Origin of the sequence: Amycolatopsis sp. NPDC051102, assembly GCF_040682815.1 — a bacterium.
GTDB lineage: Bacteria > Actinomycetota > Actinomycetes > Mycobacteriales > Pseudonocardiaceae > Amycolatopsis.
Map to the genome: position 1 here is coordinate 1 of NZ_JBFBBT010000040.1, position 14,787 is coordinate 14,787.

14 protein-coding genes, 1 rRNA gene and 1 pseudogene are annotated in these 14,787 nt (G+C 72.1%); 8 read left to right on the plus strand and 8 right to left on the minus strand.

Going from position 1 to position 14,787, the window contains the following annotated elements; all coding sequences use genetic code 11:
* Both rrf and AB0M93_RS47500 read left to right on the plus strand, forming a co-directional pair.
* A 5S ribosomal RNA gene (gene rrf / locus AB0M93_RS47495) occupies positions 1-94 on the plus strand; the annotation flags it as partial.
* A 710-nt stretch (positions 95-804) separates the two neighbouring features.
* On the plus strand, positions 805-1,329 hold the full coding sequence (locus tag AB0M93_RS47500) for an alpha/beta hydrolase (RefSeq protein ID WP_364287753.1): 525 nt from the start codon (positions 805-807) through the stop codon (positions 1,327-1,329).
* A 3-nt stretch (positions 1,330-1,332) separates the two neighbouring features.
* Here the strand turns inward: AB0M93_RS47500 and AB0M93_RS47505 are convergent, their stop codons facing one another.
* Positions 1,333-1,689, minus strand: a complete 357-nt coding sequence (locus AB0M93_RS47505) for a VOC family protein (protein ID WP_364287756.1) — start codon at positions 1,687-1,689, stop codon at positions 1,333-1,335.
* A gap of 386 nt (positions 1,690-2,075) precedes the next feature.
* Here AB0M93_RS47505 and AB0M93_RS47510 point away from each other — a divergent pair.
* Positions 2,076-2,603, plus strand: a pseudogene (locus AB0M93_RS47510) (IS1634 family transposase); the annotation flags it as partial.
* Positions 2,604-2,661: 58 nt separating this feature from the next.
* Here the strand turns inward: AB0M93_RS47510 and cobF are convergent.
* Positions 2,662-3,423 (minus strand): precorrin-6A synthase (deacetylating), encoded by a 762-nt coding sequence (gene cobF / locus AB0M93_RS47515; RefSeq protein ID WP_364287759.1) that lies wholly within the window; start codon positions 3,421-3,423, stop codon positions 2,662-2,664.
* A gap of 76 nt (positions 3,424-3,499) precedes the next feature.
* Here cobF and AB0M93_RS47520 point away from each other — a divergent pair, with 76 nt between their 5' ends.
* The 3 genes from AB0M93_RS47520 to AB0M93_RS47530 are packed head-to-tail and all read left to right on the plus strand — an operon-like array spanning position 3,500 to position 6,146.
* Positions 3,500-3,706 (plus strand): heavy-metal-associated domain-containing protein, encoded by a 207-nt coding sequence (locus AB0M93_RS47520; protein WP_013228663.1) that lies wholly within the window; start codon positions 3,500-3,502, stop codon positions 3,704-3,706.
* Positions 3,703-5,808, plus strand: a complete 2,106-nt coding sequence (locus AB0M93_RS47525) for a heavy metal translocating P-type ATPase (protein WP_364287762.1) — start codon at positions 3,703-3,705, stop codon at positions 5,806-5,808. The genes AB0M93_RS47520 and AB0M93_RS47525 overlap by 4 nt, the downstream gene beginning before the upstream one ends.
* 56 nt (positions 5,809-5,864) lie before the next feature.
* The gene (locus AB0M93_RS47530; protein WP_003089374.1) at positions 5,865-6,146 is read left to right on the plus strand and encodes a metal-sensitive transcriptional regulator; all 282 of its coding nucleotides are present in this window, start codon (positions 5,865-5,867) and stop codon (positions 6,144-6,146) included.
* A 31-nt stretch (positions 6,147-6,177) separates the two neighbouring features.
* On the opposite strand, the gene AB0M93_RS47535 is transcribed toward AB0M93_RS47530, so the two are convergent.
* From AB0M93_RS47535 to AB0M93_RS47545, 3 genes are all read right to left on the minus strand, one after another.
* Positions 6,178-6,882 (minus strand): CPBP family intramembrane glutamic endopeptidase, encoded by a 705-nt coding sequence (locus AB0M93_RS47535; protein ID WP_364287765.1) that lies wholly within the window; start codon positions 6,880-6,882, stop codon positions 6,178-6,180.
* Complete coding sequence (locus tag AB0M93_RS47540) at positions 6,879-7,775, minus strand: M protein (RefSeq protein ID WP_364287768.1); 897 nt, start codon at positions 7,773-7,775, stop codon at positions 6,879-6,881. The genes AB0M93_RS47535 and AB0M93_RS47540 overlap by 4 nt, the downstream gene beginning before the upstream one ends.
* A gap of 120 nt (positions 7,776-7,895) precedes the next feature.
* On the minus strand, positions 7,896-8,615 hold the full coding sequence (locus tag AB0M93_RS47545) for an MgtC/SapB family protein (RefSeq protein ID WP_364287866.1): 720 nt from the start codon (positions 8,613-8,615) through the stop codon (positions 7,896-7,898).
* Between the two features lie 112 nt (positions 8,616-8,727).
* On the opposite strand from AB0M93_RS47545, the gene AB0M93_RS47550 reads away from it, so the two are divergent.
* Positions 8,728-9,405 (plus strand): maleylpyruvate isomerase family mycothiol-dependent enzyme, encoded by a 678-nt coding sequence (locus AB0M93_RS47550; protein WP_364287771.1) that lies wholly within the window; start codon positions 8,728-8,730, stop codon positions 9,403-9,405.
* Here AB0M93_RS47550 and AB0M93_RS47555 read toward each other — a convergent pair.
* The 3 genes from AB0M93_RS47555 to AB0M93_RS47565 form a co-directional block, all read right to left on the minus strand.
* A complete protein-coding gene (locus tag AB0M93_RS47555) occupies positions 9,402-10,733 on the minus strand; it encodes a copper resistance protein CopC (protein WP_364287774.1) in 1,332 nt (443 codons plus the stop codon). The two genes, AB0M93_RS47550 and AB0M93_RS47555, sit on opposite strands and share 4 nt — an antisense overlap.
* Positions 10,730-11,305: a hypothetical protein gene (locus AB0M93_RS47560; protein WP_364287777.1), complete on the minus strand. Its 576-nt coding sequence runs from the start codon at positions 11,303-11,305 to the stop codon at positions 10,730-10,732. Before AB0M93_RS47560 ends, AB0M93_RS47555 begins: the two co-directional genes overlap by 4 nt.
* A gap of 165 nt (positions 11,306-11,470) precedes the next feature.
* Positions 11,471-12,166, minus strand: a complete 696-nt coding sequence (locus AB0M93_RS47565; RefSeq protein WP_364287780.1) for a winged helix-turn-helix transcriptional regulator — start codon at positions 12,164-12,166, stop codon at positions 11,471-11,473.
* Between the two features lie 290 nt (positions 12,167-12,456).
* Here AB0M93_RS47565 and AB0M93_RS47570 point away from each other — a divergent pair, with 290 nt between their 5' ends.
* Entirely contained in the window at positions 12,457-14,775 is a 2,319-nt protein-coding gene (locus AB0M93_RS47570; protein WP_364287783.1) for a TOMM precursor leader peptide-binding protein, read from the plus strand.
* Positions 14,776-14,787: the final 12 nt, after the last annotated feature.

Below are 14,787 nucleotides of genomic sequence, written 5' to 3' on the forward strand. Positions count from 1 at the left end.
AACGCCCGGTCCCATTCCGAACCCGGAAGCTAAGCCTGACAGCGCCGATGGTACTGCAACCGAAGGGTTGTGGGAGAGTAGGACACCGCCGAACTCAACATAAGGAAAGGCCCCGGTCGAGAACCCGAAAAGGTTCTCCCGGGGCCTTTCCGCATTCCCCCCCCGCCCACCCGACCCTCCAGGTACGCGAGCCGACCCTGCGGGTGCGCCACCGGCCGGCACCGTGATGGCCCGCCAATCACGAGTGATGGCGCGCCAATCACAGTTGATGCCCCCTCAATCACGCATGATGTCTCCCGGATCACGGGTGATGCCTCCCGGCGCACACGCCCGGCGTGCTCAAGACCGCAACTCGCGTGATCAGAACCGGAACTGGCGTGATTGAGGACGGAACTCGCGTGATTGCGCGGGCATCACACGTGACTGCAGAGCCATCACGTGTGATTGGGCGTGCATCACACGTGATTGGGCGGGCACTGCTCAAGATCGCTGATCTTGGGTAGGGTGCTGGCTGTTGAGCTGCGGTTTCGTCGTGTGAACGGCGAAAATCTGCGCACTAAGCGGCCGGTTCTAGGGGTCTGCCCATCGCTTCCCGGTTACGGCTTCAGAGACAAGCCGGCCGCGCAGGGGTGGAGGATCGAGCGGATATCCGACGCGTGGTGCGAGCTGATGGCCCGGCTCGGCTACCGGCGCCCAGGGCAGCGACTGGGGCACCAGCATCGCCATGAGCATCGGTCAACGGCAACCCGATCGGGTCGCCGGCATCCATCTCATGCCGCGCTCGCACCGCCCGATCCGGCCACGTTGGACGACCTCACCGGTGCCGAGCGGGCGGCGCTCGCGACACTGCGGGAGGCGGACGAATGGGGCTCCGGATACTCGGCGCAGCAGCCGACCCGGCCGCAGACGGTCGGCTACGGGCTGGTCGACTCGCCGGCCGCCCTCTGCGCCTGGATCGTCGAGAAGTTCTGGTCGTGGACCGACTCCGGTGGCGACCTGCATCGGGTTATTACCCGGGATGAGCTGCTCGACAACCTGATGCTCTACTGGCTGCCCGGCACCGGTGCCTCATCCGCCCGGCTGTACTGGGAAAGCCTCCGGCAGGTCAACGAATGGATCTCCGGGTCGGCCGGCGCGCCGGTGACCGTATCCACCGGCTGTTCGGTCTTCCCCAAGGAGCTGCAGCGCCCGTCTTGGCGGTGGGCGGAGCGCCGGTTCCCGAACATCCGGTACTGGAACGAGCCCGGCAAGGGCGGCCACTTCGCGGCGTTGGAGCAGCCGGCGTTGTTCGTCGACGAGGTCCGGTCATTCTTCCGGCTGGTCCGCTGATGGTCACCCGGACTCGGTAAGCGGCTGGCTGAAGATCAACAAGTGCCCATCGGGTGTCCGTACGTTGAAGTCGCGCATCCCGTAGGGCCGGTCAGCCAGTGGCTCGACGATGTCGGCGCCGCGGGCGCGCAGCTCGTCGTGGCAGGAATCGACGTCGTCGACGACAACCGTCACCCTGGCCGGGCCGACGCTGCTTTCGGCGTACAGGTGGAACTCGGCGGTGTCGCGGATCACGGCCGCGTAGCTAGGTGGGGTCTCCCAGGTGAATATGGTGTCGAATCCGAGCACGTCCGTGAAGTACGACCGCGCTGCCTGCACATCTCGGCACGGCAGCACGGGAACCGCCACCCGCATGACCATTCCGTCACCTTACTCGACTTTGGCTCAAGATCCCTGATCTTGGGTAGGGTGCTGGCTGTTGAGCTGCGGTTTCGTCGTGTGAACAGCGAAAATCTGCGCACTAAGCGGCCGGTTCCAGGCTGTCTCTCGTGGCGTATGTGCGCACGGTGAAGACGGCGTCGGGGGCCAGGGCGGTGCAGATCGTGCACTCCTCGCGTCGCGGGTCGCGGGTCGCGGGACATCGAGCACATCGGCTCGGCGCATGACGATGCGGCGTTGGAGGCGCTCAAGGCGGTGGCGAGGCAGCGTCTGGCTGTGGGGCAGCCCGAGCTCGACTTTGGCCCGGACTTCGCGGCGTTGCAGGCCGGCAGTGGTGCTGGTGGTGGGCCGCTTGCGATCACGTCGCGGACCGGGCTCGGCGTACCCTGCACGGCATCGACGAACAGGTCGCCAAGGCCGAGCAGGCCGTCGCCGGCAAGACCGCGGTCAAACGCAACCGGTTCGTCCAGCTCACCGGCGCCACCAAGAGTGTCAACCGGACCCTGGAAGCCAAGGCACGCGCCCTTGCCGGCCTCAAAGGCTACGTCACCAACCTCCCGGACGTCACCGCCGAGTTCGTGATCGACGCCTACCACCGACTGTTCCACATCGAGAAGTCGTTCCGAATGTCTGAACACGACCTACGTGCGCGGCCGATCTACCACCACAAGCGCGAGTCGATCGACGCGCACCTGACGGTCGTGTTCGCCGCCCTGGCCGTCAGCAGGTGGATCGAGCAGACCACCGGCTGGTCGATCAAGAAGTTCGTGCGCACCACCCGCCGCTACCGCACCATCAACATCCAGGCCGGCGAGCACACCCTCACCGCCGTCGACCCGCTACTCGACGACCTCCGCGATGCCCTCACCCGCATCCACGACCGCGGTGCGCACTAATTTGAGCCAAGTCAGGTCACACGTGATTGGGCGGGCATCTCGCGTGACTGGAGGGGCATCAGGGGGTGGGGCGGCGGAGGAGGTAGGTGTCCATGATCCAGCCGTGGCGCTCCCGGGCCTCCGCTCGGGTTGAGGTGATCCGGGCGGCCAGGGCTGGGGTGAGGGGACCCGAGATGAGGATCTCGTCCGGCGTGCCCACGTACGCGCCCCAGAAGATGTGCAGGCCTGATTCGGTGAACTGGTCGAACGTCGTGTGGGCGTCGAGGAGGACGAACACGTCGTCCACTCCCTCCGGCCAGCCCGACGCCAGACGGCGGCCCGTGGTCAGCTGGACCGCTCGGCCGATCTGGTTCATCGTCGTCCGGTGGCGGGCCACCAGGGCAGAGATGCTGCTGATGCCCGGCACCACTTCGTACTCGAACGACACGTTCCCCCGCGCCAGCACCGCCTCGATCAACGCGATCGTGCTGTCGTACAGCGACGGGTCGCCCCACACCAGGAACGCGCCCACCTCGTCCGGAGACAGCGCGGACAGGATCATCGACTCGTACACCGCCGCCCGGGCCGAATGCCAGTCCGCCACCGCCGCGCGGTAGTCCGTTGGCGTGCGGTCGCGCGGGGGGTCCGTAGCCAGCACCACCCGGTACTCGCGCGTGACGAACCGGTCGAGGATCTCCTGCCGCAGCCGCACCAGGTCGGCCTTCTCGGCACCCTTGTCGAGGACGAAGAACACGTCGACGCGGTTGAGGCGGTCGATCGCCTGGACCGTCAGGTGCTCCGGGTCGCCGGCGCCGATGCCGATCGCGTAGATCTTCCGCATGCCGCGAGTCTGGCGCCCCCGATGGAGAACCCCTACCCCCGATGGGTATAAAGGGAGGAGACGAAAGGAGCGGGAAATGGCCGAAACGACCTACACCGTCGAGGGCATGACCTGCGGGCACTGCGCCACCTCGGTCCGCGAGGAGGTCTCCGAGCTCGACGGCGTCCGGCAGGTGGACGTCGACGTCGAGAGCGGCCGCGTGACCGTGACGAGCGACACCCCGCTCACCACCGACGCGGTCGCCGCCGCCGTCACCGAGGCCGGCTACCGCTTGGTCGCGTGAGCTCCGCCGAGGTGGCCGCCGCGGCGCGCGTCGAGCTCGCCATCGGCGGGATGACGTGCGCGTCCTGCGCCGCCCGCGTCGAGCGGAAGCTCAACAAGGTCGGCGGCGTCACCGCGACGGTCAACTACGCCACGGAAAAAGCGCAGGTCAGCTACCCCGGCCGGCTGTCGGTAGACGACCTCAAGGCCGTCGTCGAGGCCGCCGGCTACTCCGCGCGGCTTCCCGAGCCCGAGACGCCCGCTGATTCGGACGAGACGTCGACGCTGCGCAAACGTTTGCTCGTCTCCGCGGTGCTCACCATCCCGCTGGTCGTGGTCTCGATGGTCCCGGCCTGGCAGTTCGCCGCCTGGCCGTGGGCCGCGCTGGTGCTCGCCGTCCCGGTCGTCACCTGGGGCGCGTGGCCCTTCCACCGCGCCGCCGCCGTCAACCTGCGGCACGCCACCGCCACGATGGACACGCTGATCTCGCTCGGCGTCGTCGCCTCCGTGGCCTGGTCGCTGTACGCGCTCGTCTTCGGCGGCGGCCACCACGACCTGTACTTCGAGGTGGCCGCCGCGGTCACCACGTTCATCCTGGCCGGCCGCTACTTCGAGACGCGGTCGAAGCGCCGCGCGGGTGCCGCCCTCCGCGCGCTGATGGACCTCGGCGCGAAGGACGTCACCGTGCTCCGCGACGGCGAAGAACGCCTGCTCGCGGTCGACGAACTCCAGGTCGGCGACGTCTTCGTGGCCCGGCCCGGCGAGAAGATCGCCACCGACGGCGTGGTCGCCGAGGGCGGCTCCGCGGTCGACACCAGCATGCTCACCGGGGAGTCCGTGCCGGTCGAGGTCGGGCCGGGTGACGCGGTCACCGGCGCGACCGTCAACGTCGGCGGACGGCTGCTCGTGCGCGCCACCCGCGTCGGCGCGGACACCCGGCTGGCGCAGATGGCCCGGCTCGTCGAAGCCGCGCAGAACGGCAAGGCCCAGGTCCAGCGGCTGGCCGACCGCGTGTCCGCGGTGTTCGTGCCGGCTGTTGTCCTCGCCTCGCTGGCCACACTGGTCGGCTGGCTGGCGACCGGCGGGCCGGCGGACGCCGCGTTCACCGCGGCCGTCGCCGTGCTGATCATCGCCTGCCCGTGCGCGCTGGGTCTCGCGACGCCGACGGCGTTGCTGGTCGGCACCGGCCGCGGCGCCCAGCTGGGCATCCTCATCAAGGGCCCCGAGGTGCTCGAGTCCACCCGCCGGGTCGACACCGTGGTCCTCGACAAGACCGGCACCGTCACCACCGGCCGGATGGCGCTCGTCGAGGGCGACGGCGAAGTGCTGCGCCTCGCGGGCGCCGTCGAGGCCGCGTCCGAGCACCCGATCGCCCGCGCCATCGCGGACGCGGCGCGGGAACGCTTCGGCGCCCTGCCCGCCGTCACGGACTTCCGCAGCACCGCGGGCCTCGGGGTGACCGGGGTGGTGGCGGGGCACGAGGTCTCGGTCGGGCGGCCGGCGTTCGTCGGCGGCGAGCTCGCCGAGGCCGACGGCGCCACCGCGGTCAGCGTGGCCTGGGACGGCGAGGTCCGCGGGCGGCTGGTCGTCGCCGACACGATCAAGCCGACGTCCGCGCGGGCGGTCGCCGAGCTGCGCGCGCTCGGCCTGACGCCGGTGCTGCTGACCGGCGACAACGCCGGCGCGGCGCGGGCGATCGCAGCCGAGGCGGGGATCGGCGAGGTCGTCGCCGAGGTGCTGCCGGAGGAGAAGGTCGACGTCGTCAAGCGGCTGCAGGCCGAGGGCCGCGTGGTGGCGATGGTCGGCGACGGCGTCAACGACGCGGCCGCGCTCGCCCAGGCCGACCTGGGCTTGGCCATGGGCACCGGCACCGACGCGGCGATCGAGGCGAGCGACCTGACGCTGGTCCGCGGCGACCTGCGGGTGGCGGCCGACGCGATCCGGCTGGCCCGGCGCACCCTGGCGACGATCAAGGGCAACCTGTTCTGGGCGTTCGCCTACAACGTCGCGGCGCTGCCGCTCGCCGCGCTGGGGCTGCTCGACCCGATGATCGCCGGTGCGGCCATGGCGTGCTCGTCGGCGTTCGTGGTCAGCAACAGCCTCCGGCTGCGTCGGTTCCGCTGACACCCCGGGAGGGTATAGTCGCCGGCAGGGAAGCCGACGACGGGGACAGGTGGGCGATGACGGGTTACGGCAACGAGCGGGACGCCTATCTCAAGCGGCTGCGCCGGATCGAGGGACAGATCCGCGGGCTGCAGCGCATGGTGGAGCAGGACAAGTACTGCATCGACATCCTGACCCAGGTCTCGGCGGCGACGAAGGCGCTGCAGTCGTTCTCGCTGGAGCTGCTGGACGAGCACCTGGCGACGTGCGTGGTCCAGGCGGCGGCTGCGGGTGGCGAAGAGGCCGACCTGAAGGTGCGAGAAGCCTCGGACGCGATCGCGCGGCTCGTGCGCTCGTAGCTCGAGAGCCGGCGGCCAGGCGAAAGCCTGCTCAGCGCACCAGGACCGCCAACGTCAGGCCGCCCGCGTTGGTCGTGAAGTGCACGATCACCGACGCCAGCACGCCGCGCCCGGCGTGACGCCACCAGTGCATCAGGATCCCCGCCGCGCCCGCGGCCGCCATGGCGAGGACCTGCAGCACCACCGCCGGCGTCGCGCCGAACACCGCGTGCACCGCCGCGTTGCGGCCGATCGCCAACGCCGGGAGCGCGTGCCACAGGCCGAACAGCGCCGCCGCCAGCAGGATCGGCCGCCAGCGCCACCGCTCGTCCTCGGCGCCGAACAGGGCCGGGAGGACGCCGCGGAAGGCCACCTCCTCGATCAGCACCGTCCCGAACAGGATGCGGCCGCACGTCAGCCACAGCAGCTGGCCGAAGTCCGGGTCGCCCACCCGGCCGTCCTGGTACACCGTGCGCAGGGACGGCACCGCCAGCGCGATGCCGAACACGACCGCCACCAGGGCCGCCCCGGCCAGGCCGACCAGCGCCGGTCGGCGGAACGTGCGTAAGCCCAGGTCACGCCACGAGCACCCGGCCGCCCGGGCCAGGACCACCAGTACCGCCGCCGCCACCAGGCCGCACAGCGGGTACGCCCAGCCGGGCAGCACCCGGTTGGCCAACGTCGTCGATGCCGCCAGCGTCACCACCGCCGCTGCCACGGCCGGCCCGCGCCGGACCGAAGCGGCGGCGTTCGTCAACCGACCGCCAGGTCGTCCGCCGGCGAGCGTCGTTGGACCGGCACTCTCTTCGACATCGGCAACGTCGCTTCCGGGTCGAACGGCACCGGGCGGTCGTCGAGGGCGATCGCCGCGTCGGCCAGCAACGTGCGGCAGCCCGTCAGGCTCGCGTGGAGCTTGTCGCGGACTTCGGCCAGCACGGTGACCTCGCGTTCGGCCGCCTCGATCACGGTTTCGCCGTGGCGGGTCGCGTCGGTGACCAGCTGCGCCGCCTTCTTCCTCGCCGCGGCCAGCTCGCCTTCGGCCGTCGTGACCAGCTGTTCCGCCTTCGCCCGGGCGGCCGCTTCCTGCTCGGCCAGCTCGCGCATCGCGTCGGCACGCCGGACCGTCATCGCCCGCGTGTGATCCTCTTCGAGCTGGGCCCGGCGGTGCGCCGCGGCCTCGTCGAGCTCGCGGCGCCGCTGCTCGGCCGCGCGCACGAACTCCTCGTGCTCGGCGCGCTGCCGCGCCCGCTCGGCCTCGGCTTCCGCGACCAGCCGGCGCTCCTTCTCGGTGAGCCGGACGGCCTCCGCCTCGGCCTCGCGGCGGATGCGCTCCGCCGTTTCCGTTGCCTGCGCGGTGATTTCCGCCGCTTCCTCGCGGGTCAGCTCGATCATCCGGCGGGCGCGTTCCTGCAGCGCGTCCGCCGGGATCGGCGTCATGCTGATCCGGTCGATCTTCACGCGGAGCTCGCGGTTCTCCTCGGTGAGCACGGCCCCGCGCTGCCTCGCCGCGTCGCGTTCGGCGGTGAGCCTGCGGATCTCGGCCTCGGCCCACTCGACGTATTCGGTGACCTGCGCGCGGTGGAAACCGCGCCACGCCAGGTCGAATCCGGGCTGCACGAGCGCCACGTCTTCGCCACCGCCGGGGGCCATGCCTCACCTCCGAATTGGATGGTTTCTCCCCGGCCGCGCGTTTTCGTTGCGGCACCGGGGAATTCCGTGTGCTCCCCAGTGTGCCGCAAACTCCCCGCCGCGCGCTGCCCGGGCGGCCGATCATTCGTCGAACGGTTCCCCGCGGCCGGTGGACGTGCTCCGCACGCCGGGCAGTTCGGCCAGTTCGCCGGCCAGGTCGTAAAGATCACCGCGCCCGTCCAGGCGCAGCGTGACGACCGCAATCCGGTGCCCCTCTTCGGAAATTGACTCGTGGTCGACGTCGACGTGGTGCACCGACCACCCGCGCCCGGTGCAGACGGCCAGCGCCGCGCGCAGGACGCCGTGACCGTCGAGATAGCTCAACCGGATCACCGGGGGTTCACGCCGGTGGCGCGCGACGAACCGCTGCAGCGGCGGGAGACCGCGGGTCACCACGAAGTGCCCGATCGTCGTGCCGGCGGCCAGCACCGGCAGCCCGGCACCGCACGCCGTGCCGACCGCGGCGGTGAGCCAGATGGTCGCCGCCGTGGTCAGGCCGCGCACCGCGTCGCGGCGGACGAAGATCAGGCCGCCGCCGACGAAGCCGATCCCGGACACGATCTGCGCGGCGATCCGCGACGGGTCGAGCGAGACGTGGTCGAGGCCGAGCAGATCGGCGAAGCCGTACTTCGACACGAGCATGAACACCGCCGAGCCGACCCCGACCAGGCTGTGCGTGCGCAGCCCCGCGGCCTTCATGCCGGCTTCGCGCTCGAGCCCGATGGCGACGCTCAGCACGAGCGCCAGCAGGACCGGCGGCAGCAGTTCCCACTGCGCCGGCGTGGACCACAGGGTGGGCAAGGTCACGACCTCCAAGCTGTCCGGACGGCGGCACTCGAGGAGAACCGCCGACGCCGTCACCAGGGCATACTGGGCCCCGAGCAGCGATCGTGCCAGGGTGAGGTGGAACGCGTTGACAGCGACTCGGCCGGTCCCGGCACCGGACTTCGTGGGCTATCCGGAGGTGCGGCGCGGCGTCCGCGCCCTGCTCGAGGGTCGGCCCGAAACGCACCTGCGCCCGGTGCCCGCGTGTCCGGAGTGGACCGTCATCGACCTGCTCGGCCACCTCACCGGCATCGCCGAACGCGTGCTCGTCCGCCACGGCGGCACCCCGCCGCCCGCGCTCGACGGGCCGCCCGGCGTCCCCGCCCTGCTCGACCGCTGGGACGACGTCGGCGCGGAGCTCGACCGGCGGCTCGCGGCGGCGGGCGGGCACAGCGGCGAGATCATGGTCATGGACGCCTACACCCACGAACTCGACCTGCGCGCCGCGCTCGGCGTCCCGCCGCCGGCCGAGCACGCGGCCTGGGTGCCGAGCTTCGATGTGCTGGTCCGCGGCTTTTCCGGCTCGCTCGCCGGGCGCGAGCTCCGGCCGCTGCGCCTGCGCACGACCGGCGGATCGGCGTGGACGGCGGGCACGGGCCGGCCCACGGCGTCGGTCACCGCTCCGGCCTACGAGCTGTACCGCGCACTGGCCGGCCGGCGCTCGCTCGGTCAGCTGGCGGAGCTGGACTGGAGCGAGGCGCCGGGGCCGTGGCTGCCCGCGTTCACCTGGGGGCCGTTCGCCCCGCCGTCGGCACCGGGTCGCTAACCGCCCGGCGGCGTCACCGTCAGCAGCGCCGCCAAGGCCAGCACCACCACGCTGAGCAGTACTTCCACGCCCACCGCCAGCCGCAGGCGCTGAAGGCTCGTCGCGACCGTCTTCGTCGTTCCTTCGGCCGGTGCCTCCGTCAGGCTCTGCTGCACCGCCCGGCGCGAGCGGCTCGCCACCGCCAGCAGCAGCGCGAAGCCGGCGATCTTCAGCAGCACCAGCAGGCCGAACCCGGTGCTCCACAAGGTGGACAGCGACGGCATGATGCGCAGGGCCAGCACCACGCCGCTGATCGCGATGGCCTGCACCGACCCCGCCGCGATGCGGGAGAACCGCGCCGCCACCGGGCGTAGGTCTTCGCCGCCGGCCGGGCGGTACAGGGCCAGCGCGAGCTGGGTCAGGCCGCCCGCCCAGAGCGCGATCGCCCCGAAGTGCACCAGGTCCGCCGTCACCGACACGAACATGATCGGGTCGGTCACCGGGTGGCCGGTGGCCGAGAACGTCAGCAGCACGACGAAGCCGCTCACGATGGCCAGGTTCTCGTACCGGGAGCGCAGCCGGTCCGGGAGGCGGGGCCGCAGCAGCCCGGGCAGCAGCACGGCCAGCGCGCCCACCCCGGCCAGCCGCAGGAGCAGCAGCTTCCCGTAGGCGACGCGCCAGGTGTCCGCGAGCAGCCCGGTGTCGAACACCGCTTCCAGGTTCCGGCCGGCCGCGTACGGGCCCTGCAGCACGAAGGCGGCGACGGTGGTCACCGCGACCAGTCCCGCGCCCCAGTTCAGGAGCCGCCGGGCGCGGGAGTCGGTGCGGGCCGCCGGGCGGCAGAGCACCACGAACGCCAGCCCGCCGAGCAGCACCACACCCAGGTAGGCGAGCCAGCGCACCGCCGTCGACAGGGTGCTGACGGCCGGGTCGGTGCCGGTGGCGGCCGACACCGCGCCCGCCGACGTCACCAGCGGCCCGGTGCCGACCACGAAGGCGAACGTGCCCCGCACGGGGTGGGAATCGGCCGAGACGAAGGCGTATTCGACGAGGTAGCTGCCGTCCGGCAGGCCCGGCTTCAGCCGCACCGCGACCTGCTCGGGGACGTCGCCGGGCTGGAACACCGGCCCGGAGTCCACCTGCCGGCCGCCGAGGTCGACGACCTTGATCGCCCCCGGCTGGATCCCGATGTTCTCCGACAGGGTCACCGACACCAGGGACGGCGCCGCGCTCAGGCGGGCGCCGTCCCCCGGGGCCGACGAAACGATTTCGACGTGGGCCGAAGCCGGTGGGGCGCTGAACAGCAGCCAGCCGGCGAGGAGCGCCAGCAGCGCGAGCGCCCGCTTCACGACGCGGCGAGCACGGGCCGCCGCGGCACGCCGCAGGAGCAGCCGGTCAGCTTGCGCTCGGCGGCCGAGGCGCGCCGGTGCAGGACCACCGCCACGATCATCGGGATGGTGACGATCGTGTTGTAGAACAGGTGCAGCTCCACGCGGGGCACGAGCAGCTGGATGATGCTGGTGGGCACCTTCTGCCCGGCCAGCCGCCAGCCGGACTGCGCCTGGATGAACAGCAGCAGGTGCTCGATGTGGTGCCAGAACTGGATGCCCAGCGCGAGGTTCCACCACTGCCGCGACCGGCCCGCGAAGCCGTGGCGCAGGACCCACAGGAAGACCAGCATCACCAGCGCGTAGCCGTAGTGCAGCCACTCCTGCGAGATCAGCCACGGGAACGGCATCCCGAGGATGCCGCGCGCCCGCGAGGTCGGCCAGCCGAAGCCGTAGATCTGGACGGCCTGGACGATGTGCTCGGCCCAGTGCGCGACCACGACGACCATGAACACGGTCAGTGCGCGGTGGTGGTGGCGGCTGTTGAGCTCGCCGAGGAACCCGCCCCGGCGAACGGCTTCGGACGTCGACATGTGCACCCCAGTGTCTCGCGAATCCGGCATTTCGGTGGTGGGTCGACGATATCCGCTGGTACGCGGCGGCCGATTACTCCAGAATGCTGATTCCGGAACGGGAATTGCGGCACCCGGCGGATTGCGCCGGGTGCCGCGGCCACTCGCTCCGGAACGGGTAGAGCCTCAGTGGAGCGCGAGACCGGTCGAGCGCTCCGGGGCCGGCGGGATGTGGAACAGCCGGGTGAACACGTCGAGGTGGGCGGGGTCGCCCTCCAGCCGCACCTTGCCGCCGTCGATGGCCTCCTGCGCCGACAGGCTGCCGGTGAGCAGGTCGAACAGCGCCGGGCCCTGCGGCTCGATCACCAGGTCGGCATCGGGCAGCGCACCGGCGGACGCCTTGAGCGCGCCGTCGTCGACCATCGCGTGCACGATCATCTCGCCGCCGAGGTGGTGCAGCTCGTAGTTGAGGTGGACGCCCGCGGCGGCGTCCTCCTGGAAGGTCGCGTACAGCGAGATGATCGCCGTGTCCAGCGTGAACGCGTCGTCCGGCTTCGGGTAGCTCAGCGAGCGCGCGCCCCACAGGCCGAGGTCGAGCACGATCTGGTCGAGCTCGGCGCCGTACTCGGTGAGCTCGTAGACGACGCCGGCGTCCAGCTGCGACAGGACGCGGCGGCGGAGCACGCCCGCCTCCTCGAGCTCGTTGAGGCGCGAGGTCAGGATGCTCACCGGGATGCGCGGGAGCGTGCGCTGCAGGTCGTTGAACCGCTTCGGGCCGAGCATGAGGTCGCGCACGACGAGCAGCGACCACCGTTCACCGACGATCTCGAGTGCCCGGGCGAGGCCGCAGAACTGTCCGTAGGTGCGAGCAGAGGTAGGCATACTCGGGTCCTCACTATGTCTCGGAGTGCCGGCCCGGGAGCGGTCCGGTTCGCGCGGGGCCGCGACTTCGGTTACGGTGCGCCGTGCCGCCACGGGCGTTGCTGTCTACGGTGACGGGTGGCCGCCGCGCGCGGCCAGTGAGCCGTGCACTGCCACCCCGTGCGTTTTTCATGTCCAAACGTGGAAAACGCACCTCTTTCTCCGTGCTCGCGGCACTGGCCCGCAGGTCACCAGGTGGAGCAGGATTCTGATTCCTCGTCCCGCCCATCCGACGACCGGCAGGAGAGCGCATGCGCAACGCAGCGGTGGACGCCCGGGTCCAGGCAGGCGACGGCGAGCCCGCGCCCGCGCCGGCCGCCACCCCGGCACCCGCGTTCCGACGGCACCTGAGGGCGGAAGTGCGGGCAGGCAAAGGGGCCTACCTGTTCTCCGAACAGGGCGTCATCGCGATGCGCGGCGCCAAGATCGAGTCGCTGGCCGCGCTGCTGGACGGCACGCACGACCTCGAACGGCTGCTGCGCGGCCGTCCCGGCGGGATGGCGCCGGAAGAGGTCGCCGCGCTGCTGACGCAGCTGGTCGACGCCGGCCTGGTGACGTTGCGCAGCGCCCCCGCCGAATCCCGGCCCGGCAACGAGGGCGTGCTGGCCTACTGGGACGCCTGCGGCGTCGACGCCGACCTCGCGGCCGCGCGGCAGGGCACCGTGCGGCTGACCGCGGTGGGCGACGACGCCGACGGCGTCGACCCGGGCGCGGTCGAGCGGGCCCTGGCCGGCGCCGGGCTCGGTGTCCGCACCGACAGCGGCCCCGCGGACCTGTCGGTCGTGCTGTGCGCCGACTACCTCGACCCGCGGCTGGCCCGGATCGACGCCGAGCACCGGCGGGCCGGGCGGCCGTGGCTGCTGGCGCGCCCGTGGGGCGCCCACGTGTGGATCGGGCCCGTGCTGCAGCCGGGCGGCGCGTGCTGGCACTGCCTGACCCACCGGCTGTGGGGCCACCGGCACGCCGAGGCGTGCGTGCAGGAGGAACTCGGCCACGCCGGCCCGGCGCGCCACCCGGTGGCCGCCCTGCCGCCGCTGACCGCGGCCGCCGCGCACCTCGTCGCGCTGGAGGCGGCCAAGTGGGTGGCCGGGTACCGGTACCAGGGCCAGCAGTGCGTGTGGACGCTCGACACGCTCGACCTGCAGGGCCGGCTGCACGAGCTGCGCCGCCGCCCGCAGTGCCCGCGCTGCGGCGACCCGTGGCAAGTGGCCTGGCGCTCGGCGCGCCCCGTCGTGCTGCAGCCGGCCAAGAAGGCGACCACCGGGGGCGGCGGGCACCGCACGGCGACGCCGGCGCAGATGCTCGACCGGCACCGGCACCTGGTCAGCCCGATCACCGGGATCATCAAGGAGATCCAGCGCGACCCGGCCGCGCCGTGGTTCGCCAACGCCTACCGCTCCGGGCCCAACATCGCCCGCGGCGTCACCGGCATGGCGGCGCTGCGGGCCGGGCTGCGCTGCGAGAACGGCGGCAAGGGCGTCAGCCCGCTCGACGCCGAGGTCAGCGCGCTCTGCGAGGCCGCGGAACGGTTCTCCGGCAACTTCCAGGGTGACGAACTGCGGATCCACGGGTCCTACGACGAGCTGGCCGAGCAGGCCGTGCACCCCAACGAATGCATGCTCTTCGCCGACCGGCAGTACGCCGAACGCGCGACCTGGAACCCCGAGCACGCGGACTTCCAGCGCGTCGGCGAGCCGTTCGACCGCACCGCCGCGATCGACTGGACGCCGGTGTGGTCGACCGCCGGGCACCGCCGCCTGCTGCCGACGTCCTACCTGTACTACGGCACGCCGCGGGGGAGCGCGGCGCGCGGGGTGCGCGCCGACTCGAACGGCGCGGCGGCGGGCAGCAGCCTGGAGGACGCGATCCTGCAGGGTGCGCTGGAACTGGTCGAGCGCGACGCCGTCGCGCTGTGGTGGTACAACCGCACGCCGGTGCCGGGCGTCGACCTCGCGTCCTTCGCCGATCCGTGGCTGGCGGAGATGTCCGCGAACTACGGGGCGATCGGCCGCGAGCTGTGGGTCCTCGACGTGACGTCGGACCTGGGGATCCCGGTCACCGCCGCGCTGTCCCGGCGGACCGACAGCCCGCACGAGGACATCATGCTCGGCTTCGGCGCGCATCTGGACCCGCGGATCGCGGTGCGTCGCGCGGTGACCGAGCTCAACCAGATGCTGCCCGTGGTGCGGGCCGCCGGCGAGGGCCTCGACGACCCGGACGCACGTCGCTGGCTCGCCCACGCCACCGTCGCGAACCAGCCGTACCTGCGGCCCGCGGCGGGGCAGCGGATGCGCACCGCCGCGGACTTCCCGTTCGTCAACCGGACCGACGTCCGCGACGACGTCGAGGCGCTGGGCCGGGTGTTCGGCCGCGCCGGGCTGGAGCTGCTGGTGCTCGACCAGACGCGGCCGGACGTCGGGATCCCGGTGGCGAAGGTGATCGTGCCGGGGCTGCGCCCGTTCTGGGCCCGGTTCGCGCCCGGCCGGCTCTTCGACGTCCCGGTCCGGCTGGGCCGGCTCGACGCGCCGACCCCGTACGAGCGGCTCAACCCGTTCCCGATGTTCCTGTGACGGCGCCCCCGG

What these genes read in the sequence shown, in the direction of transcription:
- cobF (WP_364287759.1), bottom strand. Translation starts at nt 3,423, where the DNA reads ATGCGGAAGATCTACGCGATCGGCATCGGCGCCGGCGACCCGGAGCAC.
- AB0M93_RS47565 (WP_364287780.1), bottom strand. Translation starts at nt 12,166, where the DNA reads ATGCCTACCTCTGCTCGCACCTACGGACAGTTCTGCGGCCTCGCCCGG.
- AB0M93_RS47560 (WP_364287777.1), bottom strand. Translation starts at nt 11,305, where the DNA reads ATGTCGACGTCCGAAGCCGTTCGCCGGGGCGGGTTCCTCGGCGAGCTC.
- AB0M93_RS47505 (WP_364287756.1), bottom strand. Translation starts at nt 1,689, where the DNA reads ATGGTCATGCGGGTGGCGGTTCCCGTGCTGCCGTGCCGAGATGTGCAG.
- AB0M93_RS47530 (WP_003089374.1), top strand. Translation starts at nt 5,865, where the DNA reads ATGACGGGTTACGGCAACGAGCGGGACGCCTATCTCAAGCGGCTGCGC.
- AB0M93_RS47520 (WP_013228663.1), top strand. Translation starts at nt 3,500, where the DNA reads ATGGCCGAAACGACCTACACCGTCGAGGGCATGACCTGCGGGCACTGC.
- AB0M93_RS47570 (WP_364287783.1), top strand. Translation starts at nt 12,457, where the DNA reads ATGCGCAACGCAGCGGTGGACGCCCGGGTCCAGGCAGGCGACGGCGAG.
- AB0M93_RS47540 (WP_364287768.1), bottom strand. Translation starts at nt 7,775, where the DNA reads ATGGCCCCCGGCGGTGGCGAAGACGTGGCGCTCGTGCAGCCCGGATTC.